Genomic DNA, 24126 nt, shown 5'->3' with positions numbered 1-24126 from the left:
ACGTTGAGCACTTCTCTCTGCACTTCACCCAGATTTGGAATTATGCAAAATGCTCGTATTAAAAAGATTCCTTTGTTGGCGTTCGGTACCGCAAGCGGAGGCAGCCCTACGCTACGCGTATGGCTGCGGGCAGCAGAACAGCCCCGATTAGGGCGACTGCCGGTGACGGCCAGAAGAAGATGCTGATGACCATCATGAGGAGGCCCAGCGTCCAATAGGTCATCGCCGGGCCGCGCATCAGCTTCGTGAAAGGGGAGACCATCGTCTCATTGACGCCTGAAGCGAGCAGAACCCGGCTCATGGCTACGATAATAGATATGATGAGTATCGTGCCCAGCAACTCTTTTATGGCGTAAATAAAGCTTGTAAAAATACCGCTTACAGCCGAACTGATGGAAGAGGTTGCAAGCAATCCGAGTATGAATATCCCGGCCATGCAAATCATCGTCGTATCGCGTCTCATGACAAGAAAGCCGATGATGAGTCCGATAAACAGGAGGTACACCCAATGGATTCCGATTAAAGCAACACTCATCTTTTCACCTCCATAATGGGCTAAAGGCTTGGCGATTCGTGTTTTATCCTATGCAAGAGCCTATCCGTTGGGAAGCGGGATAAGTTCTGCCAACAGTGTTTTTTTGAAGTGGAAGCGGGCAAGCAACGGCTTGTCATGTTCGATAACATGTCAACCGTTTTTCACGTTAAAAAAGCACCCTCGGACCCAAGATCCGAGAGTGCTTTCGCAATTCCTATATTAAGGCTGTTCATTAGTATTACGCGTGCGAGCTCTCCTGTGCGATCATTTGGCGCAATACAGTTTGCAGAATACCGCCGTTATGGTAGTAGTCCACGTCTACCATGCTGTCGAGGCGGGCGGTGGCAGGGAATTCGAACGTCGTGCCGTCTTCGCGCGTCGCGATGACTTGCAGTGTCTGTCCGGGTTGAATGTCGTTCGACAGCCCTTGAATATCGAACGTTTCGCTTCCGGTCAGTCCGAGCGTCTTCCAGCCTTGGCCTTCCTGGAATTGCAGCGGGAGCACGCCCATGCCGACCAAGTTGGAACGGTGAATGCGCTCGAAGCTTTCCGCGATGACGGCTTTCACGCCAAGCAGGAATGTTCCTTTCGCTGCCCAGTCGCGGGAGCTGCCTGTTCCGTATTCTTTGCCTGCGAGGACAATGAGGTTCGTGTCGTCCCCTTGATATTTCATCGATGCGTCGTAAATGGACATCACTTCATCCTGCGGCAAATATTTCGTAACGCCACCCTCGGTGCCTGGAGCGATCTGGTTGCGGATACGGATGTTCGCGAACGTACCGCGCATCATCACTTCATGGTTACCGCGGCGGGAGCCGTAAGAGTTGAAGTCTTGACGCTTGACGCCATGGTCAATCAAATATTCACCCGCAGGGCTATCTGCCTTGATGTTGCCGGCAGGGGAAATATGGTCGGTCGTTACGGAATCGCCGAGCAGCGCCAGCACCTGTGCCGCCTTAATGTCCTTAATGTCGTTCAGCTCGGAACCGAGGTTCGAGAAGAACGGCGGATTTTGAATGTATGTCGATTTGGCATCCCATTCGTACAATTCACCTTCCGGAACCGGAATGTTGTTCCAACGCTCATTTTGCGTAAATACGTTCTCGTATTTATCGCGGAACATAGCTGGTGTAATCGCTTGGGCAACCGCCTGTTTAATTTCTTCGGAAGAAGGCCAGATGTCCTTCAGGTATACAGGCTGATTGTTCTGATCGAAGCCAATCGGCTCGTTCGCCAAGTCGATGTTAACTGTGCCCGCAAGCGCATAGGCAACGACAAGCGGAGGAGAAGCGAGGTAATTCGCCTTCACTTGCGCATGCACGCGGCCTTCGAAGTTGCGGTTACCAGACAATACGGCCGCCACCGTCATATCCTGCTCGGTAATTGCCTTGCCTACTTCATCTGGCAGTGGACCGGAGTTCCCGATACATGTCGCGCAGCCATATCCGGCAACATGGAAGCCGAGTGCTTCGAGAGGGTCGATTAGGCCTGCTTTCTTCAAGTATTCGGTTACGACCAGCGAGCCCGGCGTCAAGCTGCTCTTCACGTAAGCCGGCTTCTTCAAGCCGCGCTCGACCGCCTTCTTCGCCACCAAGCCGGCACCGATCATGACGCTAGGGTTGGACGTGTTCGTGCAGCTCGTAATCGCTGCGATGACGACCGCACCGGTTGTCAATTGGCTCGTTTCGCCGTTCGGGTGGGATACCGGAACTTTTTGTTCAATTTTGTCGTCGCTCAGACCATAGCCGCCTTTGTCGATCGGCGTGCGTACGATATCGAGGAACGCTTTCTTCATTTCAGTCAGCTCGACGCGGTCTTGCGGACGCTTCGGACCGGCCAAGCTCGGTACGATAGAGCTCAAGTCCAACTTGATGATGTCAGAGAAGACCGGATCCGGCGTGTCTGTCTCACGGAACATGCCTTGCGCTTTATAGTAGGCTTCAACGAGCGTGATTTGCTCATCAGAACGACCAGTTAATCGCATGTAGTTCAACGTTTCTTGATCGACAGGGAAGAAGCCGATCGTCGCACCGTATTCCGGAGCCATATTCGCTACGGTTGCACGGTCCGCCAAGCTGATGTTGCCAAGTCCGGGGCCGAAGAATTCGACGAATTTGCCGACAACGCCCTTTTTACGCAGTATTTGCGTTACAGTGAGCGCTAAGTCGGTCGCTGTCGCGCCTTCTGCCAAGCTGCCCGTCAATTTGAAGCCGATAACTTCAGGCGTGACGAAGTATAGCGGTTGTCCGAGCATTCCGGCTTCCGCCTCGATACCGCCGACGCCCCAGCCCACAACGCCAAGACCGTTAATCATCGTCGTATGAGAGTCGGTACCGACGAGAGAGTCTGGGAATACTTCGGTAGCGCCGTCGATTTCCTTTGTTGCGGCAACGGATGCCAGGTATTCCAAGTTAACTTGGTGTACGATCCCGGTAGCCGGAGGTACAGCACGGAAATTATCGAATGCCGTTTGCGCCCAGCGCAGGAAGCGATAACGCTCTTCATTGCGCTCGAACTCGACGTTCATGTTATATGCTAATGCATCCTTCGTACCGAAAGCATCGACCATAACGGAGTGGTCGATTACGAGATCAACCGGCACGAGCGGATTGATCCGTTTAGGATCTCCGCCTGCTTGCTTCACGGTATCGCGCATCGCGGCTAGATCCACGACGACTGGAACCCCGGTGAAATCTTGCAGCACGATGCGTGCGGGAATGAACGGAATTTCCTTATTCTCATCACGTCCATCCGCCCAGTTGGCGATTTGATTGACGTGTTCCTTCGTAATCGCGCGTCCGTCGAATTGACGAACTGCCGCTTCAAGCAGCACCTTAATGGAGAAAGGGAGTTGATTGACGGAACGGTAGCCTTGGGATTCCAACGCTTCCAAGCTGAAATAACGGTACGCCTTGCCGCCGACGCTAAGTTCGCGCTGAGCGGAAAATGCATCTGTTCTTGCCATAGAAAAAACCTCCTTCTTGGTTTTGCAGGTTTTGCTTCCGTAATATACTGCGTGATTGCATCTGGTTGTAAAGTAGTGTAGGTTGTTTCTCTTTCTGTCTTTGTTTCATTAGATGGAACACGATTTCATAATTTCTTCACACCTTCAGTATATCGTGTTCCAGTGAGGCCGTAAAGAGCTATTCCTGCAAAAAAATGCCCCATTTGTGGCTAATATAACTTCTAATTGCAAACGTTCGACATGTGCTTGATAGTTCCTGCATACAATGGATAGCAAAATGCCGCTGCTTCAAGACAGCCTGTCCAGCAAGTGAGGCTACGCGGCGTGTCGGACAAGGAGGCAGTATTATGCGGCAGGATTGGAAAAATACTCTCTATTTATATGTAGATCAGCATAATCGAACCGAAGTCGATGACAGACAGCATGCCGTCTCGGCCCCTATTGCGGATATGGATTATGTGCTTAAAGCGAGCGATCGGGCGAGAAGGCTCCAGTCATGGTATCAAGAGCGGGGCACATCCCCTTCGAAGAGCGAGACGAAAGCCAAGCTCATACGGACGCATGAAGGCGACGGGGAAGTGACAGTCGACGTCGAGTTCCACATTCAGCGCATTTGTGAGCAGCAGGGCGTGTCGCTCTTTGATGAGCGGATTGAAAGGGAACGTTTGACTTTAATGAAGGATGGCGACGGCTGGATTATCGGGCGTGTGGAGACGCCAGCGCTCGAGCGGCGCGGCAAGCGTCTCAATGGAGAGGCGCGCGAGTACGAGGAACGTGGATTTCGCTCCACGCCATTTTTGAACCGTGACGTTCTAGGCGGTGTCCGGACGGCCCGGGCTGTGCCTTACCGTCGCGATAAGGCAGTAGAATATGCTGAGCAGTGGTGGAATGAAGCGAATCCGCGTTTTCTTTCATTTGAAGTTGATTGCACAAATTATGTCTCCCAATGTCTCTTTGCAGGGGGGGCGCCTATGAACTATACTGGTAAAAGAGAAACGGGCTGGTGGTATAGAGGCATGGTGAACGGACAAGAGGCCTGGAGCTTCAGTTGGGCGGTCGCCGACAGCTTGGAACGGCATTTGACGAACAGCACAAGCGGTCTAAGGGCTGAACCGGTCAACCATGCAAGCGATTTGCAGCTGGGGGATGTTATCGCCTATGACTGGGATGGCAACGGCCACTACCAGCATAATTCGATCGTGACGGCATTTGATGTGAGCGGCATGCCGCTCGTAAATGCTCATACGACGAACAGCCGCCATCGCTATTGGGATTATCAGGACTCCTATGCCTGGACGGAGGCGACGCAATATCGCTTTTTTCATATTGCAGATGCTTTCTAGTCAGAATGCGTTCTAATTAGTGCATGTTCTAAAGGGCGATTTTTTGAACAGCTTCTAACTATACACTTTGACCTGTGGAGCGTTAGACCCGGATCTTTGGGAGAGGACAACAGGCGCTCGAAGCGCTGACGGAGGGAATTATGGGACAACAACAGAAATTGCGCGTCGGCTTGGTGTACGGCGGCAAATCGGGGGAGCATGAAGTATCGCTCTCGACGGCATTCGCCGTGATGGGGGCACTAGATTACGAGAAATACGAGATCGTTCCTTTCTATATTACGAAAATGGGAGAATGGCGTGTCGGCGAACTGCGCAGCGCGCCATTTCATGATAAAGCCGAGCTTGCGCTCGAATCTTGTGCAGGACGTACCGTGCATGCGATGGAGATACTGTTCGCCCGCTTGGATGGGGCGCGCGGTACGGCAGGCGAAGCGAACTGCGGAGTGGACGTCATGTTTCCGCTCCTTCATGGTACGAATGGCGAAGATGGAACGATTCAGGGCCTGTTCGAAATGGCGAATATGCCGTATGTCGGCGCTGGCGTGTTAGCATCTTCCGTCGGGATGGATAAAGCCGTGATGAAGCAAGTATTCGCTCATGCGGGTCTGCCGCAGTGCAAATATGTACATTTCATCCGGGCTGGCTGGGAGCATAATCAAGCGGATATTATCGCACAGATTGAGAATGAGCTCGGCTATCCGTGCTTCGTCAAGCCGGCTAATCTCGGTTCTTCTGTCGGCATTTCCAAAGCGCGCAATTACGGCGAGCTGATTCAAGCAATCGAAGAGGCGCTCCGTTATGACCGCAAAATTGTAGTGGAGGAATTCGTTGATGCGCGCGAAGTGGAAGTGAGCGTACTCGGGAACGACGAAGCTCAAGCATCCGTGCCAGGTGAAATCGTCTCATCTAACGATTTCTACGATTACAAGGCGAAGTACATTGATGGCAAATCGCAAATTGTCGTTCCGGCTCCGCTTGACGAGGAAATGCTTGATAGGCTGCGCAACATGGCGGTGCAGGCGTACCGCGCTATCGATGGCTCAGGTTTGTCCCGCGTCGATTTCTTCGTGCGCCGCTCGGATATGCGCATCTTCATTAATGAAGTGAACACGATGCCGGGCTTCACGCCATTCAGCATGTACCCGCTCATGTGGAAAGAGACGGGCATCGCCTATAGCGAACTGCTCGACCGTCTGATCCAGCTCGCGTTGGAACGCTTTGAAGTGAAGCAGCAGTTGAATTACGAGAGTGTGTAATTGTCATTATAAGTTATCATTCCGGGTGGTTGCCGTTATGCGGCAGCCGCCTTTTTCGTGCTGCGGGGAGAAGAGTATCGAATGATAGATGAGGAATATTGCGTTTCATGGCAATGGCGAACATTTACAGTTAGGCGGCAGCCGACTCGGCGAGATGAACACCTTATAATAGAAGAAACCCGTTTTATAAAGAAAGTATTAAATTCAGCGAAGCTTTCCCATAGAGCGATATACTGTAAAGCAAGGAGAGGACGAACATGTCAACACACCTATTGCTTGTTGAAGATGATAGAGAGATTGCCCGTATCGTGCAGGACCATTTGCGAAGACAAGGCTATAAAGTAACGTGGTCCTCCACGGGGTTGGAAGGATGGGAGGATTTTCACAGCGGCTCCTTCGACTTGGTTATGGTCGATTTGATGCTGCCGGAAATGGACGGGTTCACCCTGTGCAAAAATATTCGCCTGAGCAGCAATGTTCCGCTTCTTATCATAAGCGCACGCCACGAAGACGAAAGCAAGGTGAAAGGGCTGGAGCTGGGTGCAGATGACTACGTCACCAAGCCGTTCAGCCTATCCGAGTTATCAGCGAGAATCAGCTCGCACTTGCGGAGATTTCGCAGATATGAGAGTGAGGAGGTTCAGCCTCGCTTCAAAAAATACGAGGGCGGCCTCATTATTGACGAAGATAATCAACTCGTAACGTTGCGCGATCAACCGATTGCACTGACGTTGAAGGAATGGGCATTGCTGCAGCTGCTGGCCCAAAATCCGCAGCGGGCATTTTCAAAAAAGGAATTGTATGAGCATGTGTGGCATCAAGTGAACATCGAGGGCAACAACACGGTATCCGTTCATGTTAAAAGTCTCCGCACCAAGCTAGGCGAGGACATTCGCGACCCGCTATATATACAGACCGTGTGGGGGACGGGGTATCGCTTTATCGGCGAGTTGGCGACATGAAAATCAAGCATTGGCTGATGGTGTCTTTTCTCGTCGTCATGCTGCTGCCGGTCGTTGCCGGTCTCGTATTTTTTCAGCTCATTCAGGCCTATGACGAGCGCCAAGAATTCAAGGAATACGTAGAAGTGACGGGACGTCTGCAGGAGATAGAGCCGCTGCTGCAGGAAGCCGATCTGTACCGGGTTCAGCCTGCTGAGAGGTTCCAAGCTGTGCAGAATGCAGCGAGCAGCTCGCTGAAAATAACCTTGTACCGTGCGGACGGCATCACCGTATATTCTTCGATGGCGGATAACCTTGCTCCGAAGCTATATCGGGTGAAGGCCTCGATTCTGTACGAGCATTTATACGAATTGCGCAAGTCCCATCGTGCCTATACACTCAAAAAACCTTTTTTTCACCAAGATGATCTGATTGGCTTCTATGAGATTACGATAGTCCGGGATCAGTGGCTGGAGGCATTTCAACATCGCACGTTGCTCGTTGCCATCGGATGGGGACTGTTCTTTCTGCTCCTATACGGAGCGGCGTTGTACGTCATTCACCGCAAGCTGAATCGCCCGATGCAAAGGCTAATGAGGCAAATGACGGCGTTCGCGAAGGGCGAAGCCGTGCCGGATACGGTCAACATGACGAAGGATGAGATGGGCGAGCTCATCGCCCGTTTCCATTCGATGCGTGCCCAGATTGAACGCGCGCGCCAAGATATCGCGGAAGAACAGCGGGAAAGAGAGTATATGGTGGCCTCGCTGTCCCATGATTTGAAGACGCCGCTGACCTCGCTCCATGCCTATGCGGAAGCTTTGCAGCAGGAGGAGGAGTTATCTGAGGAAGAGAAGCGGGAATATTACGCCGTCTTGTTCGACAAGATCGAGCACATGAAGCGGATGCTGGACAACTTGACGATGTATACCGCGTTGAAATCATCCGCACAGCTGGAAGAACGGGTGGAAGTGGATGGGGACGAAATGTTCGACATGCTCTTTTCGGGATATGAAGAGTTGTGCACGCAGCGTGGCATCCGGCTTACAACCGAGTGCAAGGTAACGGGTTCTTACTTGATGAATGCGCAGCAACTGATTCGGCTCGTCGATAATCTTATGAGCAATGCGATCCGTTATACGGAGAGCAAACAGTCTATTTGGCTGGGGGCATATTCACCGTCCCATCCACTCCCGTCTTGGATATTCCCTACGTTAGCCGATGAGGTTCAAGAATGGGGAGGCGATAGTCTGCTCATGCTCGTGCAGAATCAAGGCGAAACGATTGCGAAAGACCAGCTGGAGCGGATATTTGCGCCGTTCTATCAGGCGGATTCCTCGCGGACGAAGGCTCATGCGGGCAGCTCTGGTCTTGGCTTGAGTATTGCGAAGATGATTGTAGAGAAGCATGACGGCAATGTCCGGATCTGGTCGGAGGCTCCATTCGGCACTCTCGTGGCATGTCGTTTTCAGGTAAATAAGGAGGTTCCATCATGATGATGCGTAGCGGACTGAGCTTACTATTAGCCAGCAGCATATTAATAAGCGGATGCCAAGGAGGGACCTTGGGCTTGCAGCTGTCCGGCGAGCAAATCGTCGACAAGGTGCTGGAGGAAGGGAAGGGCAAGATCTCTTATTATGCCGAGAGCACAAGCGTTACCTATGAAAATGGAAAGCGGCAAGACGAATTCCAGATGAAGGAGTGGCTTGACGCGAATACGGACAGGAAGCGGGTCGAGGTGACGACTAATCATGACAGCTCCGTATCGGTGAACGACGGCAAGCAGATTGTCGTATTGGACCGTACGAAGGGGGAAGCTTACCGCATGCAACTGCAGGATCAGATGCAGCCGTTGACGCAGCGGGAGCAAGTAAAGTCGCTGCTGGAGATGCTTCAGGGAACCCACAAATTTGAGACGATAGGGGAAGAAAAGGTTGGAGAATGGAATACGCTCCATTTCAAGGCCACTGCCAAGAAAAAGAGCGATCTCTTTCAGCGGATGGAGCTATGGATTGATCCGAAATCATGGATGGTATTGAAGAGCGTCTTTGAGAGCGGGCCTGTGACATCAGAAAATTTGTACACGAAGTTGGACCTATCCCCTGAATTCACTGACGATGTGTTCACATTAGAGATTCCGGATGGTGTCACAGTACGGGAGCTCGACGATATGAATCCGATGAAGAACGTTTCGCTTCCGGAAGCGAAAGCGGCGCTGGGTCAATCGTTTCTGCAATGGACACAGGCCGAAGGGAATCTGGCCGGCATCGAGCTTTACGACATGCAGGGGGAGTTGAAACGAACAGAGATTACGCTGAATTATTGGAAAGACGACAAGCCATATTTCATGATGAGTGTTTTCCCTGCCCCTGAAGATGAAGGCGATAAGGACGACAGTTATTACGGTGAAAAAGTGAAGGTCCGCGGCAAGACGGGAACGTACTCAGATACGCTGCGTTCGGTGACTTGGGACGAAGGTGGGCTGCGATACACCATTTATCCTGATCAAAATGGCATGACAAAGGAGCAGGTGCTATCCATTGCAGGCGAACTGAAGCAATAATACATCCGTCGTGAAGGAGCGTTTTTTATGTATAACAGACTATCACATAGGCTGCATCCCGATTACGTAAAGGTAGCGCGGATTCGCGCTTTTCTTACCCATCTTGTTCTTTTCGCCATGGTCGTGGCCTATGTTATCGTTGCGCGTGATCAAGGGTGGGTGTTGTATCCGGCCCGGATTGCATTGGTTCTATTTCTTATTACGTTTATATGGTACATTTTCATCTCGCCGGTGCTGACCTACAGCTATTTCAAATACGAGGTGCGGGAAGAGGAAGTGGAGATTCAGTCAGGCATCTTCTTCCGCAAGCATATCCTGGTGCCCATGACTCGCGTGCAGCATGTGGAAAAAGCAAGCGGACCGGTGCTGCGCAAATTCGGGTTGGCCAAAATATCGATCGCAACCGCGGCTACGACTCACGAAATTGAGGGTCTGCAGGCGGCTGCTGCCGAAGCGCTGAAGCAACGTATTGCAGTACTCGCCCGGGTGGAGGACGACGATGAATAAGGATACGCGCCTGCATCCGTTGTTTATTTTGTTTTCTTTGGCGGACACGGCAAAGAAGCTGTGGCCGGTACTGCTTATATTTCTTTTTAAAGGCGCGCAGAATCCCAATCGAATTCTAATTATAGGCGGCGGCGTCCTGTTTCTGTTCCTCATGGCAGACGTAATCAAGTGGCGCAGGTTCACCTATCGGATGGAGGCGGACAAGCTGATTATCCGTCACGGGTTGTTCATGCGGGACGAAAAGACGATTTACTTCAGCCGCATCCATTCGGTGCGGGTGGAGCAGCCGCTGCTGCAGCGCCTATTCGGCATGGCGCAGCTGAAGATTGAGACGCCGGGCGGCAGCGCGGAAGCGGACGGCGTCCTGCCGGCGTTGACGCGGGAGGCGGCTGACCAGCTGCGCAGCATGCTGATGCGGCAAGGCAAGGGAGCGGAGCCGTCTGGCGAAGCCGGAGACGCGGAAGCGGAAGCTCGGGAGCCGCGGGAAGCAGGCGCTGCTCCGCTTCCAGGCTATGCCGTCCGCATGACGACGGGGCAGCTGTTCGTCGCGGCGCTCAGCACGATGAACTTCGGGCTTGTGCTGGCGTTCTTTGCCGGAATCATCTCGTTTGCCGATGATATTGCGAAATTTATCATCCCGCGGAGCGTGTTCGATAAGCTGCTGCAATTTTACGAGACGAGCGTGTCCGGGCCAATGTCCATCCTCATTACAGTTGCGGGGACGCTGCTCCTATCGTGGCTCTTATCGACGGTGCTGTACATCGTCAAATATTATGGTTTTACGGCAGAGCAACGGGATGGGGACATCCTCATTACGAACGGACTATTCGAGAAAAAAATGAATATCTTCAAGCCGGAGCGCGTGCAGGCGATTGTCGTGAAGGAAGGCCTGCTCCGGCAGGCGCTGGGCTATGCTGAGATCGAAGTCCGAGTATTATCAGCAGATAAGAAGGAGGCGCTCATGCTGCATCCGTATGTTCCCGTTCGCCAAATTCCGGAGCTTCTGTCCCGGATCATTCCGGGCTTTGACATCGGCTCCGTGCAGCACTGCGCGCCCCGGCGGGCTTGGTGGTACTATTTCCGTTTCCGGCTGCTGTTCCTGGCACTGGCCTTCCTGGGACTGTACTGGTTCCAAGGGCCGTTGGCCTATTGGATGCTGCTGTTGCTTCCCGTGCTGCTGCTGACGGGCTACTTGAGCTTCCGCGACGAAGGGGTGGGACTGCAGGACCGGCAGCTTATCGTGCGGAACCGGATTATCGCCCGGAAGACCTGCTATGTGCTGCGTCCACAGATCGTGGCGCTGAAGCTGGGCCATACGTATTTTCAGGAGAGGAAACAGTTGCTGTCCCTGACGGCCCATCTGCTGAACGGCGATTCTTATTCGCTCACCTCTCTCGAAGAGCGGGATTTGCAAGAGGTATGGCATTGGTACCGCAAGAGAAAAGGTAGAGTGTAACGTGTCGTCGATCTCCAATCGCGTATGGGAAATATAGTGAATGAGAATGAATCGTTGAGCTAATGGATGCTATACTATATTTAACGGTTTTAAGAAATCGCGGGGAGGTATAGCAGGGTGAATAAAACCTTTAGCGAAATACCGGATGCCTGTACATGGAACATCGTAGAGGCTGTTCATAAAGGTTGGTCAAAAGACAAGAAATATTATATTAAAGCTATAGACGGCAGAGAATTGTTGCTTAGAATGGCGGATATATCCCAATATGAAAATAAGAAACGGGAATTTGAATCTGTAACTAAGCTTGATCATATTAATATTCTAATGTCCCGGCCAATTGATTTTGGAATTTGCAATAACGGTCAGTCCGTATACTCTTTATTCACTTGGGTCGAAGGAGAGGATGCGATACAGGTTATTCCTGCTCTAAGCGCTAAGGAGCAATATCGGCTTGGCGTTAAAGCAGGGGAATTTTTAAGCAAAATGCATCAAATCCCTGCGGAGAACAATCAAACGCCTTGGGCAGAGTATTATAATGGAAAAATAAATAAATATATAACGAATTATAAAGCGTGTGGTATTCATTTAGAGGGTGCAGATAAAATAATCTACTATATTGAACAAAATCGATATCTATTAGAAAACCGTTTCCAGTCTTTTCAACACGGTGATTATCATGTTGGAAATATGATTGTTACAAAATCTGGCGAACTGGGTATCATTGATTTTAATAGGTTTGATTATGGTGACCCATGGGAGGAATTCAATCGTATTACATGGTGTGCAGGCATGAGTGGAATATTTGCATCGGGCCGCATCAATGGATATTTTAATAACGATGTGCCCGATTTATTCTTTAGATTAATGGCTTTATATATTGCAAGCAACCAACTTTCAGCAATTCACTGGGCGATTCCATTTGGAAAAGAAGAAGTTGATATTATGCTGGAACGAGCCGGAGATGTTTTGAAATGGTATGATGAATTTCAAACATACATACCGGACTGGTATTTGCCAAACTATGCTGAATGAGCATGATCTTGATTAGTCACGAATCGGTTTTTTTAATAAATCGATGGTCATGTCTCTTTTCTTACGTAAATAAAATGGAAGTGTACAACAAGCGAGCCTTGGATCTTATCCGAAGGCTCGTTTGTTGTTAGGGGAGAGAGACGATAGTTCGAAATCGGGAGAGGATTAATAAAACGGGGGGATGTAAAAGAGTTTTTCACGTTTTTTGATATTGTGACGAGAAGAGCGTCACGTGACAGAGAAACGGTGCGCGATTTGGAGAAAGGAATCTCTTGAATATTTTGGAAAACTAATCTATAGTGATTATAACGTCAACATACTATCCGGTCAGTATGTTGACCGAAGGGAGGAAATTTCAATGAACTTTGATTACTCCGAGAAAGTGCAGTCCTTGCAGAAATCGTTGCTGGAATTTATGAATGAAGTGGTGTATCCGAATGAAAAGACGTACGAAGAGCAGTTGCATCAGGCCGGCAGCAGGTGGACGGTTCCGCCAATTATGGAGCAGATGAAGCAGCAGGCCAAGAAAGCCGGCCTCTGGAATCTGTTTTTACCAGACAGCGAATACGGAGCAGGCCTTACCAATCTAGAATACGCGCCGCTGTGTGAAATCATGGGCCGTTCGCTCATCGCGCCCGAAGTATTCAACTGCGCAGCTCCAGATACGGGTAACATGGAAGTCCTCGTTCGGTACGGTACTCAGGAGCAGAAGGACAAATGGCTCATTCCTTTGCTTGAAGGGGACATCCGTTCATGCTTCTCGATGACGGAACCGGATGTCGCGTCATCGGATGCGACGAATATCGAAGCGACAATTGAGCGTAAAGGGAATGAGTACGTCGTTACCGGACGCAAATGGTGGTCTTCGGGTGCGGGCGACCCGCGCTGCAAGGTGGCGATCGTGATGGGGAAGACCGACGCAGGCGCGCCGCTCTACGAGCAGCAATCGATGATTTTGGTGCCCATGGATACACCCGGTGTCCGGGTTGACCGCATGCTTCAAGTGTTCGGATATGATCACGCGCCGCACGGTCATGCGGAGATTGAGTATGACGAAGTGCATGTGCCTGCCGATTCAATCCTGTGGGAAGCAGGCAAGGGATTTGCCATTGCGCAAGGACGATTGGGACCGGGGCGCATCCATCATTGCATGCGTCTGATCGGTGCGGCGGAGCGTGCGCTCGAGCAGCTGTGCAAGCGTGTGCGGCAGCGCATGGCATTCGGGAAGACGCTTGCTAAGCAGGGCGTAATTCAAGATTGGATTGCCGCTTCGCGCATCGAGATCGAACAAGCGCGCCTGCTGACGCTGAAAGCGGCTTATATGATGGATACGGTCGGGAACAAGGCGGCTAAGGCGGAGATTGCCATGATTAAAGTGGTAGCGCCCAATATGGCATTGCAGGTGCTGGATCGGGCCATTCAGGCGCTGGGCGCCGCCGGTGTCAGCGAAGACTTCCCGCTCGCTTCGCATTGGGCCAATGCGAGAACGCTGCGTCTGGCGGACGGTCCGGATGAAGTGCACAAAGCTGCGATTGCCAAGCTTGAGCTGAGAAAACACGAAAACATGAAAGCGGTTACGGTCTAAATGGATCTGTATATCGGCGTCGTAGATGAAGGGGGTACGGAGGATGAACGCCAAACAATTATTTGATTTGACGGGCAGAACCGCGATTGTTACTGGCGGCGGCCGCGGGCTCGGGGCACAGATTGCCCAAGGGCTGGCCGAAGCAGGGGCCAATCTTGTCCTGTGCTCGCGGAATGTGGAGACTTGCGAGGAGGCCGTAACGCGGATTCAACAGGACACGGGCGTGTCATGCGCGGCTATGGCTTGTGACGTAAGAAATCCTGAAGATGTGCGGCGAGTTGTGGAACAAACGGCAGCAACGTTCGGGCGCATCGACATTCTGGTCAATAATAGCGGCGCCTCATGGGGTGCGCCCGCGGTCGATATGCCGCTGGAAGCCTGGAATAAAGTAATGGACATTAACGTGACCGGAACGTTCTTAATGTCGCAGGCGGTTGGCCGGGTCATGATCGAACAGAACGGCGGCAAGATTATCAACATTGCTTCCATAGCTGGGCTAAGCGGAACCGATCCAAAGTGGCTGGACGCTGTCGGCTACAGCGCGAGCAAGGGAGCGGTCATCGCGTTTACGAGAGATTTGGCGGTCAAGTGGGGCAAGCATAATATTAATATTAATGCGATTGCGCCCGGTTTTTTCCCGACCAAGATGACCCGGGAGATCCTTCATCATGGAAGCGAACAAATTCTCGGGCTCACTCCGCTAGGGCGACTTGGCTCTGACAGCGATCTCAAGGGCAGCGCCGTATTTCTGGCATCAGACGCTTCCAACTACATGACTGGCGCAGTGCTGACGGTTGATGGAGGCATGTCAGCAATGTAGCTTCGTATTGGAAAACGGCGGCATTTCTTCGACCACGGTTTGAAAGTAATCATACGATAAGGGGGCTTGCATAAACGATGTCCAAGCAAGATGCATTACCGAAGGACACGATTCCCGTTCGGAAGGGCGAAGAACTGAATTTCGCTGCGCTTGAGACGTATTTGCGGGATCATCTGGACATTCCGTCTGGCGGTTCGATGGAAGTCGAACAGTTCGGGGCGGGTCATTCCAACTTAACCTATCAAATTCGCATGGGAGAGTGGCAGGCGGTTGTGCGTCGTCCTCCTTTCGGCCCAGTTGCGCCCAAAGCGCATGACATGGAGCGCGAATACACCATCCTCGACCGGCTGCATCCATTTTTTACGCTCGCGCCCCGTCCGTATTTATACTGCGAGGACATCTCTGTTATCGGCAGTCCGTTCTTCGTTATGGAGAGGCGGCACGGAGTCATTTTGGATCGAAGCTTTCCGCCGCATGTGGAATACACGCCCGAGTTGGGGAGAAAAATTTCCGAGACGATGGTGACAACACTCGTGCAGCTGCACGAGGTGCCTTACCAAGAGACGAACCTGACAGCGATCAGCCAACCGGACGGCTTTATGCGGCGGCAAGTCCATGGCTGGGTGGAACGGTATGAGCGGGCGAAGACAGAGGAGATTCAGGAAGCGGAGCAGCTTAAAAATTGGCTTGTCGACTCACTGCCGGCTTCACAAGATCCGACTGTCATTCACTATGATTATAAGCTGAACAATGTGATGTTCTCCGGCAGCAATATAAGTGAAATGTCTGGCGTGTTCGACTGGGAGATGGCGACGATTGGAGATCCGATGGCCGATGTCGGTGCTGCGCTCAGTTATTGGTTCGAGCAGGATGACCCGCCGGAGCTGTTGCGCGGCTTGGGTCATCTTCCGTTGACGATTCGATCGGGATTTATGACGCGGGATGAATTCATGGAGGCTTATGCGACCCGAAGCGGACGCGATGTGTCGGACGTTCATTACTATTTGACGTTTGCTTATTTCAAGCTTGCCGTCATCTGTCAGCAAATTTATTACCGTTGGAAAAAGGGGCAGACGAAGGATGAGCGGTTTGCCCGCTTCAATGAAACCGTGCAAGCGTTGGTTGCGCATGCTTTGCGGCAGACTGAACGACGGGAGCGGTAGGCAAACGCGTTGTCCAACATAGATGGGCAGGATGCAAGCGATGAATGCATATTCCAAACGGCGCTTTTGAGAGATACGAGGTTTGCTTGCGAAAGAAATGAAACGAAGGAGGTTTGAACGAATATGGGTAACGAACATTTGCTGGCACATAAGGATGGGCATGTCCTGTCACTGAAATTAAACCGTCCGGAGGCGCTGAATGCGTTCAGTGCGCCGATGATTCTGGGATTAATCGAGGCGTTAGAAGAGGCGAGAGCGGACGCGGACATTCGGGTTATCTGCATTTCGGGTGCGGGGCGTTCCTTCAGTGCGGGCGGCGACGTGAAGACGATGGGCGATGCAACCCCAGAGAACGTATACGATCATATCGGGAAGCTCAATAAGTTAATCCAATTAATCAAGGAAATAGAGAAGCCTGTCATTGCGGTTGTGCATGGATTTGCGGCTGGTGCGGGTTTTAACTTGGCCTTGGCATGTGATTTGATTCTGGCGGCGAATGGCAGCAAATTTACGATGAGCTTTGCTCAAGTGGGGCTGATTTCCGATGGAGGAGGACTCTTCTTCTTGCCGCATTTGATCGGAATACACCGGGCCAAAGAACTGTTATTCAGCGCAGAGCCGATTGAGGCGGAATATGCGCACCGCATTGGCATCGTCAACCGGCTGTATCCGCTTGAAGAACTGGAGGCAGGCGCTATGCAATACGCCTCCCGTTTGGCAAAGGGGCCTAGCAAGGCATACGGAATGATCAAAAAAATTGCCGATCAGTCATTAGCGTCCAGCTTGGATCATATTCTTGAGCGGGAGCGGACTGCACAGGCGATGATGGTTACGACCGAAGACCACCGGGAAGGGGTGCAGGCGTTTACAGAAAAGCGGCAACCGTCATTTAAAGGCCGCTAGCAGAATGGCTCTATCCGTTGGCAGTTCCAGAGATTTCGAGATTCGTATGAATGAGGAGGCGAATTTTTGGTGATACGTTCCTATTTTGCATATTGGCCTGCGCGCATGCCTGCTACACTTTCGGTTCCGGACACGACGCTGAGCGACAATTTGGAAGTTACCGCCCGCCGCTACCCAGATAAGACAGCCATCATTTATTATGATAATTTTTTCTCCTATCGAACTTTACTGGAAGAAGTAAACCGCATGGCCGCTTATTTGCTCCATCTGGGTGTTCAGAAAGGCGATCGTGTGTTGTTGTACATGCAGAATAGCCCTCAATTCATTATCTCCTATTATGCGATTTTGCGGTCCGGCGGCATCGTCGTGCCGATCAATCCGATGAATCTGACGGAAGAGCTGTCTTTTTTTATCGAAGACGGCAGCGTGAGAGTCGGCCTGGTCAGTCAGGAGCTGTATCCGCGTATCGAACCGCTGCTTGCGTCCAGCTGTCTGGAACGCATTATTCTCGCTACTTATTCCGACTACTGCAAGATTGCAGGCGCAGAAGTGCCGGACATCTGCAAGGCCCCGCGGCTCGAAGCGGCATCCTCGCAAGTCATTCCATGGACAGAAGCTATGGCGGCCGCAATCGAACCGCGGCCTTTCCCGAAGACGGAGGCGCGTGATCTGGCGGTTCTGCCTTACACTTCCGGCACGACAGGCAAACCGAAAGGCTGCATGCATACCCACAAGTCGGTGCAGGCCAATGTGATATCAACCGCATTCTGGGGCGCACTGACGCCTGAATCGAAGGGATTGGCGACGCTTCCGTTATTCCATGTGAGCGGAATGATTCACAGCATGCATGTGCCTATCTATATCGGTTCCACCATGGTAATTATGACGCGGTGGGAGCGAAATACGGCAGCACTGCTGATTGAACGCTACGGGTGTACGCATTGGACCGGGATCAGCACGATGATCATTGATTTTTTGGCCAATCCACGCTTGCATCAGTACGACATCAGCTCGCTTACGGTCATTAACGGAGGTGGAGCGGGGCTGCCGGAAGCCGTCGGCGAGAAGCTGCACCAAGCAACCGGTATTCGGTTTGTAGAAGGATACGGTCTGTCGGAAACGATGGCACAAACGCACTGCAATCCGATCGATCGGCCGAAGCTGCAATGTCTCGGCATCCCGGCGTTCGACGTGGACTCCCGCATCATTGACCCTGTGACGCTTGAAGAGAAAGGACCTCATGAAGTAGGGGAAATTATTATCAACGGACCGCAATTATTTCAAGGGTATTGGAATAATCCGGAGGACACAAAGAAAGCTTTCATAGAAGTGGACGGTAAACCGTTTATCCGTACCGGGGATATCGGGCGATATGACGAAGAAGGATACTTCTTTATCGTCGATCGTGTGAAGCGCATGATTAACGCTTCCGGCTTCAAGGTATGGCCAACGGAGGTGGAATCGATTCTTTACAAGCACCCGGCTATTCAAGAAGCTTGTGTCATCGGTGTGCCGGATGAGAGAAAGGGCGAGGAAATCAAAGCCTTCGTCGTCCTGTATGAAGACAAGCGCGGTACGGTGGAAGCGGGCGATATTATAAGCTGGGCGCAGCAGCATATGGCAGCTTACAAGTATCCCCGCATTGTTGAGTTCGTTGCTTCGCTTCCGATAACCGGCAGCGGTAAAATTTTATGGCGCAAATTGCAGGAGGAAGCGTGGGATAAAGCGAAAAAAGAAGGCGCTAATTCCATGTAAAGAGGACGTTGCTTGCAAGTTTGGCTTATTAGTCCCATTTGTTTCCTTTACATGTCTCTATTTTTCAAGATAACATAGAAACAGTTCATTCGACATGAGGAGGAGAATCCCGCTTGGAGCCGTCCATGAAAGATAGAATCATCAAGCACAGCATCGCGCTTTTTGAAAAGAAAGGATTCAGCGAAACGTCGATTCAGGACATTGTCGATACGCTGGGCGTGACAAAAGGAACCTTCTACTATTACTTTACCAGCAAAGAACAACTGCTTACGCAAATTCATCTCCAGTACATTGATTATATTCTTGAGCAGCAGCGCCGCATTATCGAGCAACCGGACAAATCATGGAAAGAGAAGCTTTCTGATGTCATCCAGATGTTGATTCAACAAATTAGAGACCGGGGAGGAAGCGCAAGAATCTTTTTCCGTGAACTGCTCCATATTACAGGCGACGACCTGAGCGACATGACGGGAAAGCGGGACCAGTTCCGGTTCAACTTTCAATTTATTATCGAACAGGGAATGGCAAGCGGAGAGTTCCGCGATGATTTGCCGGCAGATATGATGACGTTCAGTGTGCTCGGCGCTTGCAACTGGTGTTACACATGGTTTAATCCGGATGGCCCGATGAGTGATGCCGAGGTCGCGTCCATCTATACCGAAATGTTCCTCAACGGGATGAAAAAGTAGCCAGTCCCTTTCCGATTGGGAAGGGATTATCCTTTTCGGCGTGTCGCTTCTTCCTGTGGGAGGGGAACGCGCCGTTTTGCCATCGCAGGAATTTGTGGGGGATGAACTTCCAATCCTTTGCTCGTATAGCAAAGATAAAATGGACATGACACCCATCTGTTAAGAGCACGTAGGAGCTTATTCCTAAGTGCTCTTTTTATTATTTTATGACAAATTTATGAATTATATGTAAAAATAAAGGACTTATTGCTTGTAGAATAGAAATAAGGAAATGTAACCAAAAATTACAAGGAGGTTCATGACTATGATCACACAAAAAAAAGTAGTAGCTGTAGCAACCATTCTTACTTTAGGTTTAGGATTTACAGTAGGATTCACACCGGCTTATGCGCATTCAGTTGATTCTTCACCGAAGAGCACTTCTATATCATCTGTCGAGACACAAGAACAATCACCCTTTACTGGATATATCATGTCCATTAGCGACAAGTATATGACTGTTGCAGATACTCCCACAAAAGAAGAAGCAGTGCAAGGAGATTGGAGAGAGCTAGTCGATCAAGGCAAAATAGTAGTTGTCCCTATTCCAGAAGATGGAACATATGTAGTAGGAGATAGATTGAATGTCTATTTCAAAGCAATGACTAAGTCACTTCCACCAATTGCGATTTTACCTACTATTGAAAAAATTGTAGAGTAATCTAGGTAGAAATCTAGGCTTTAGTTAAGTTATTTCAATGAAAAGAAGACGAAGAGACCACAGAGGCGTAAGCCGCCAATGTGGTCTTTTTTGGTGGTCTGTCAAGAGCTTTGTTTAATCAATTTAGTCGACCTTAAGAACGTGCAACTAATTCGAAACTGTGCTTTTCGACTTGGACAAGGGTCGAATGGAACATACGAACTGCATTTGTGCAGTTGAAGACGCTCCCCTCCGCTATTTCATCAACCGTTTGACCATACCATAGAGCGAATCTGGGCAATGCTGGCATCGTGGTTACTGACCGAAGGGGAGAGTGATTGGAAACTAAAAATTATACCTTGGTATAGCGGATGCTCTATAATTCACGAATCCTATCAAGGAGTATCCCGTTATCATTCGGTTTTGAATTTCGAAGCTGCTTCTCTCAGCTCTTTGGTCAGATTGTCAATTTTCTCGATCATGTCAGAAAGCTGCTGAACCATGGCCGATTGCACCTGAATGGTCGCTGTCACTTCCTGCACGGAAGCCGACACTTCTTCGCCCGAAGCCGATAAGTTCTGGGCCAACTCCATGACATCGTCCTTATCCTGCTCCATATCGGCCATTTCTTGCGCCATGCCATTGATTTGCTCCGATATATCCATGACGTTCTCCAAAATAACTTGGAAGGATTGCTGCGTCTGGCCGACGTAATCGTCCTGCTTGGCAGATACTTCTTGCAGCTCCTGCACACTATGGTTGGTTTCATCGACCAGATGCAAGTTCTGCTCGATGATGGCATTAATGTCGTTGGATTGCTTAGCGCTCAGTTCCGCCAGCTTGCGAATTTCTGCAGCGACCACGGCGAACCCTTTGCCGTGCTCTCCGGCGCGCGCGGCTTCGATCGAAGCGTTCAACGCCAGCAAATTCGTTTGGCTCGCAATCTTCGCGATGGCTTCCGTAATCATGCCGATCTGTTTGGAGCTTGCTTCGAGCTTCTGCGTCATGGCAGCGATTTTGCCTACCTCTACTTCATTTTTGTCGTTGATCTGGATAAGGTTCTCCACCACTTGATTCCCGGTATGAAACACTTCGATAATCTGCTCGGATCTTTCCTTCACAGACATGGCCGTCCCGTTTATGTAGACGATCTTCTCGCCAAGCCCGTTGAACTTGTTGACGATATGCTCCGTATCTTGGGCTTGCGATTCCATCGCTTTTGCAATTTCCATCGTTGTGAGGGACGTCTCGTGAATGGATTGCGTGGTTTGCTTGGAAGCGGAATCCAGTTCGTTCGTGCTGGTATTCAAATGCCGTATCGAGTTGTTCATGTTGGCAATAAGGCGTTTGTTCTGATCGACCATCAACGTAAAGCTGTCCGCCAGGTCTTTGAATTCACTCTCATATTTTCCAGCGGCCACAACCGTCAGGTCACCTGCAGCCAATCTCTTGAACAGCCCCGTCAATCTTATAATCGGATTGGTAATCGAGCGGGAGATCAACAGACCTGCTCCCAAGGAAAGCAGCAATGCCACCACGGTAATGATGCTAATGCTCAGCAGCAATTGATTGAGCGGACGCTTGATATTTTCGTAGCTGTCATGCACGACTACAACCCAATCGGCACCGGGAATCTTCGTGTAACGAATATAGTTGTCTGGATCGTCGATGTCGCCGCGCAATATGTCCCCTGTCGGGGCGCTGCCCAGCACTCCGGCAAATTTGGCAGCTTCTGCTTTTTGCCCCACTATTTTCTTATCTGCAGAATGGTAAATGACCGTTCCGTTCCGGCTCATAATAAAGATCTTTCCTTGGTCAGCTCTGCCTGCATCTTGCAACTGGTTTACAAAAAATGAGGTGTTTACGGTTGCAATATAGACGCCCATCACACCGTCATCCTCCGCTTGAATGGGTTGAGCGAATACAACGACCTGATTGCCCGTGCTCTTGGAAATAATCGCATCGCTTATGAATGCTTTCCCGCCCATGGCCGCTTTGAAATATTCGCGGTCTGTACGGCTTTGCTGAATGGCGTCTTGAATCGAGCTTGCAATGACGAGGCCGTTGGCATCGATAATTTGAAACGCTTCGACTCCATGGCTGCCCTGGCTGCTTTTTGCCAACAGTTCATTGGCTTTTACAAAGAGAGGATTGTTATTCGAGAAAAAATCAGCCTCAGGCAACTCATTCTTCGCACGCAGCTGCAGCAAATCGACAAACGTGCGATGAATCGAGCCCAGATAAATCGATTGCTCTTCGAGCCGCACTGCTGACCATAATCCTTCTCCAATGCGATCGGCATTGAGCTGCATGCTGTTCTTGCTTTCCTTCAAGAGCAAATCGGAACTGAACCAAAATAATAGAGAGCTGGTTCCAACTAACATAACTACGGCTAAAGCGCTGATGAGCAGCGGCAGTTTGATTTGCAGCGACATGTTGGCAAAGCGAATGTTCCATCCTTTTCGTGTTGGCATGTTTGTCAACTCCTGCTGTGATTAGTATGCATCTTTGGTGTACCCATTAGCGATATGTTACGGGTGATCTCCTCCTTTATTTTCTCGGTTGGGTATTGCAGGTGAAGGGCTGACGAATGGCACAATTACGGGGGCGTATGTCTATTAAACATAAATTAGTGTCTGTTGATCTATTGGTAAATTAGACCAATATAATGAAGCTGTGGCTCCACAAAAAAGCTGCCCCAAGGTCTATGACCCCGAGGCAGCTTTTCCACTTACAGATCACCCAGCATTTGAAAATCATACAGGTAAACTTCAGGCGAGATGACGTCTCTCAAGTTAGGAATGAGTAACTCCGAGACCAGCGTACCGTCCGCTAGCTGATATTTTTCTACTTTGTGCGTACGCTTGTCTTCGTCGAAACGGTACAGATAGAAATACGGTCCCCGCACATAGCCCATCTCATCGTTCAAGTAGGCTTTCCGCTCGAAGCGGGATAGGGAATAGGCAGTTCCCACGGTGTTGGTTTCAAGCGAGAAGGGGAAAATCGTCCCGTACCCGTCCACATAATACAACGTATCCTGCAGGAGGCCGATACTGTTCGCGCTGAGCGAGAAGAAAGCATTATCCGGCTCTTTGCCGTACATATGAAGCGGATACGTTTGGGTGTCGCGGGTGCGCTTGTCGATTTCCATGACTTGAAGCTCGATGCGGTCGTCATCGGCACGGGTGCAGTAGACGACGAACAGCTTATCTTGGTAAGAGATCATGTCGCTCTGCACATTCAGCGAGCCGGTGTACATGTCCCGCACGGGATACTTGGATTGAATCAGCCGCCCGTTCTCTGGCTTCAGTACGACCAGATGCAGGCCTTGGAGAGTATCGTGGTTGGAGGTCAAGGCATATACGGCATGTTCGTCGCTGCCTTGGGCTTCGACGAATTCTCCGATTTCCTCGCAATAATGATGGCCCGCATCCCCCCAGCGGAAGGTGGAGACGTATGCGGAATCTGGACCAACGCCCTTATTGAATAGGGAATAATACTGATTGCTGCCGGTAAGATAGCCCGACATCTGCCGGTATCCCGCACTGACGGAGCAGGGGGAGGCATATGACTGTGCCTTCAGATCATTGTTCTGAACATGTACCTCGTTCTTCCGTTGAACGACGAGGCTGTCGGCACCGGGAAGCTTGACGGGAGCGTTCCATTCCAGGCCTTCTCCAGCGATGGTCCGGATATCTCCTTTCTTGCCGATATACAGCAAATATGATGTTCCCTTGCTGTAATACTCCTTGGTTAAGGAAGTCGAGTAGTAGACAAGGGCCATGGCTTCATCGAGCTGGAGGTCGGATTGATCTAGGTTGGTGGAAGAATTGGTGCTGCATGAGAGCAGGAAGCAGGTGATGGCGAGCGTTAAGAGGATGAAAAGACACAATCGTGTGACGGCTCGCAGCGACGGTTTTCCCATAATGGATTT

Annotated in this window: 18 protein-coding genes and 1 pseudogene; 15 read left to right on the top strand and 4 right to left on the bottom strand. The window is 50.7% G+C overall.

Annotation, left to right across the window (positions count from 1 at the left end; translation table 11 throughout):
• Positions 1-112: 112 nt before the first annotated feature.
• Both LQV63_RS27990 and acnA read right to left on the bottom strand, forming a co-directional pair.
• A pseudogene (locus LQV63_RS27990) lies at positions 113-535 on the bottom strand (hypothetical protein); the annotation flags it as partial.
• Between the two features lie 238 nt (positions 536-773).
• The gene (acnA, locus tag LQV63_RS27985) at positions 774-3500 is read right to left on the bottom strand and encodes an aconitate hydratase AcnA (RefSeq protein ID WP_233699175.1); all 2727 of its coding nucleotides are present in this window, start codon (positions 3498-3500) and stop codon (positions 774-776) included.
• 347 nt (positions 3501-3847) lie between these two features.
• On the opposite strand from acnA, the gene LQV63_RS27980 reads away from it, so the two are divergent.
• From LQV63_RS27980 to LQV63_RS27910, 15 genes are all read left to right on the top strand, one after another.
• Positions 3848-4843: an amidase domain-containing protein gene (locus LQV63_RS27980; RefSeq protein ID WP_233699174.1), complete on the top strand. Its 996-nt coding sequence runs from the start codon at positions 3848-3850 to the stop codon at positions 4841-4843.
• Positions 4844-4983: 140 nt separating this feature from the next.
• Positions 4984-6099, top strand: coding sequence for a D-alanine--D-alanine ligase (locus LQV63_RS27975; protein ID WP_233699173.1), 1116 nt, complete (start codon positions 4984-4986; stop codon positions 6097-6099).
• A gap of 257 nt (positions 6100-6356) precedes the next feature.
• A complete protein-coding gene (locus LQV63_RS27970; protein WP_233699172.1) occupies positions 6357-7061 on the top strand; it encodes a response regulator transcription factor in 705 nt (234 codons plus the stop codon).
• Positions 7058-8536, top strand: a complete 1479-nt coding sequence (locus tag LQV63_RS27965; RefSeq protein WP_233699171.1) for a sensor histidine kinase — start codon at positions 7058-7060, stop codon at positions 8534-8536. The genes LQV63_RS27970 and LQV63_RS27965 overlap by 4 nt, the downstream gene beginning before the upstream one ends.
• Positions 8533-9603 (top strand): LolA family protein, encoded by a 1071-nt coding sequence (locus LQV63_RS27960; RefSeq protein WP_233699170.1) that lies wholly within the window; start codon positions 8533-8535, stop codon positions 9601-9603. The genes LQV63_RS27965 and LQV63_RS27960 overlap by 4 nt, the downstream gene beginning before the upstream one ends.
• Positions 9604-9630: 27 nt before the next feature.
• On the top strand, positions 9631-10110 hold the full coding sequence (locus LQV63_RS27955) for a PH domain-containing protein (protein ID WP_019421055.1): 480 nt from the start codon (positions 9631-9633) through the stop codon (positions 10108-10110).
• A complete protein-coding gene (locus tag LQV63_RS27950) occupies positions 10103-11566 on the top strand; it encodes a PH domain-containing protein (protein ID WP_233699169.1) in 1464 nt (487 codons plus the stop codon). The genes LQV63_RS27955 and LQV63_RS27950 overlap by 8 nt, the downstream gene beginning before the upstream one ends.
• A 117-nt stretch (positions 11567-11683) precedes the next feature.
• Positions 11684-12598 carry an aminoglycoside phosphotransferase family protein gene (locus tag LQV63_RS27945; RefSeq protein WP_233699168.1) on the top strand — a complete coding sequence of 305 codons (915 nt, stop codon included), beginning with the start codon at positions 11684-11686 and terminating at the stop codon, positions 12596-12598.
• Positions 12599-12956: 358 nt separating this feature from the next.
• Positions 12957-14183, top strand: a complete 1227-nt coding sequence (locus LQV63_RS27940; RefSeq protein WP_233699167.1) for an acyl-CoA dehydrogenase family protein — start codon at positions 12957-12959, stop codon at positions 14181-14183.
• Positions 14184-14226: 43 nt separating this feature from the next.
• Positions 14227-15003, top strand: a complete 777-nt coding sequence (locus tag LQV63_RS27935) for an SDR family oxidoreductase (protein ID WP_233699166.1) — start codon at positions 14227-14229, stop codon at positions 15001-15003.
• A gap of 77 nt (positions 15004-15080) precedes the next feature.
• Entirely contained in the window at positions 15081-16166 is a 1086-nt protein-coding gene (locus LQV63_RS27930) for a phosphotransferase family protein (RefSeq protein WP_233699165.1), read from the top strand.
• Between the two features lie 123 nt (positions 16167-16289).
• Positions 16290-17069 (top strand): enoyl-CoA hydratase/isomerase family protein, encoded by a 780-nt coding sequence (locus LQV63_RS27925; protein WP_233699164.1) that lies wholly within the window; start codon positions 16290-16292, stop codon positions 17067-17069.
• Between the two features lie 69 nt (positions 17070-17138).
• A complete protein-coding gene (locus LQV63_RS27920) occupies positions 17139-18824 on the top strand; it encodes a long-chain fatty acid--CoA ligase (RefSeq protein ID WP_233699178.1) in 1686 nt (561 codons plus the stop codon).
• Positions 18825-18949: 125 nt separating this feature from the next.
• Positions 18950-19513, top strand: a complete 564-nt coding sequence (locus tag LQV63_RS27915; RefSeq protein ID WP_233699177.1) for a TetR/AcrR family transcriptional regulator — start codon at positions 18950-18952, stop codon at positions 19511-19513.
• A gap of 304 nt (positions 19514-19817) precedes the next feature.
• Positions 19818-20213: a DUF3221 domain-containing protein gene (locus LQV63_RS27910; RefSeq protein ID WP_233699163.1), complete on the top strand. Its 396-nt coding sequence runs from the start codon at positions 19818-19820 to the stop codon at positions 20211-20213.
• A 392-nt stretch (positions 20214-20605) separates the two neighbouring features.
• Here LQV63_RS27910 and LQV63_RS27905 read toward each other — a convergent pair whose 3' ends face one another.
• Both LQV63_RS27905 and LQV63_RS27900 read right to left on the bottom strand, forming a co-directional pair.
• On the bottom strand, positions 20606-22666 hold the full coding sequence (locus LQV63_RS27905) for a methyl-accepting chemotaxis protein (RefSeq protein WP_233699162.1): 2061 nt from the start codon (positions 22664-22666) through the stop codon (positions 20606-20608).
• Between the two features lie 257 nt (positions 22667-22923).
• A complete protein-coding gene (locus LQV63_RS27900) occupies positions 22924-24117 on the bottom strand; it encodes a hypothetical protein (RefSeq protein ID WP_233699161.1) in 1194 nt (397 codons plus the stop codon).
• Positions 24118-24126: the final 9 nt, after the last annotated feature.

This window comes from Paenibacillus profundus, assembly GCF_021369635.1.
Lineage (GTDB): Bacteria > Bacillota > Bacilli > Paenibacillales > Paenibacillaceae > Paenibacillus_B > Paenibacillus_B profundus.
Note: the sequence above shows the minus strand (reverse complement) of the source record. Positions and strands in the feature narration are given on the sequence as shown.

Coding starts and splice junctions, on each gene's coding strand:
- acnA (WP_233699175.1), bottom strand. CDS start 3,500: ATGGCAAGAACAGATGCATTTTCCGCTCAGCGCGAACTTAGCGTCGGC.
- LQV63_RS27980 (WP_233699174.1), top strand. CDS start 3,848: ATGCGGCAGGATTGGAAAAATACTCTCTATTTATATGTAGATCAGCAT.
- LQV63_RS27975 (WP_233699173.1), top strand. CDS start 4,984: ATGGGACAACAACAGAAATTGCGCGTCGGCTTGGTGTACGGCGGCAAA.
- LQV63_RS27970 (WP_233699172.1), top strand. CDS start 6,357: ATGTCAACACACCTATTGCTTGTTGAAGATGATAGAGAGATTGCCCGT.
- LQV63_RS27965 (WP_233699171.1), top strand. CDS start 7,058: ATGAAAATCAAGCATTGGCTGATGGTGTCTTTTCTCGTCGTCATGCTG.
- LQV63_RS27960 (WP_233699170.1), top strand. CDS start 8,533: ATGATGATGCGTAGCGGACTGAGCTTACTATTAGCCAGCAGCATATTA.
- LQV63_RS27955 (WP_019421055.1), top strand. CDS start 9,631: ATGTATAACAGACTATCACATAGGCTGCATCCCGATTACGTAAAGGTA.
- LQV63_RS27950 (WP_233699169.1), top strand. CDS start 10,103: ATGAATAAGGATACGCGCCTGCATCCGTTGTTTATTTTGTTTTCTTTG.
- LQV63_RS27940 (WP_233699167.1), top strand. CDS start 12,957: ATGAACTTTGATTACTCCGAGAAAGTGCAGTCCTTGCAGAAATCGTTG.
- LQV63_RS27935 (WP_233699166.1), top strand. CDS start 14,227: ATGAACGCCAAACAATTATTTGATTTGACGGGCAGAACCGCGATTGTT.
- LQV63_RS27930 (WP_233699165.1), top strand. CDS start 15,081: ATGTCCAAGCAAGATGCATTACCGAAGGACACGATTCCCGTTCGGAAG.
- LQV63_RS27925 (WP_233699164.1), top strand. CDS start 16,290: ATGGGTAACGAACATTTGCTGGCACATAAGGATGGGCATGTCCTGTCA.
- LQV63_RS27915 (WP_233699177.1), top strand. CDS start 18,950: ATGAAAGATAGAATCATCAAGCACAGCATCGCGCTTTTTGAAAAGAAA.
- LQV63_RS27910 (WP_233699163.1), top strand. CDS start 19,818: ATGATCACACAAAAAAAAGTAGTAGCTGTAGCAACCATTCTTACTTTA.
- LQV63_RS27905 (WP_233699162.1), bottom strand. CDS start 22,666: ATGCCAACACGAAAAGGATGGAACATTCGCTTTGCCAACATGTCGCTG.
- LQV63_RS27900 (WP_233699161.1), bottom strand. CDS start 24,117: ATGGGAAAACCGTCGCTGCGAGCCGTCACACGATTGTGTCTTTTCATC.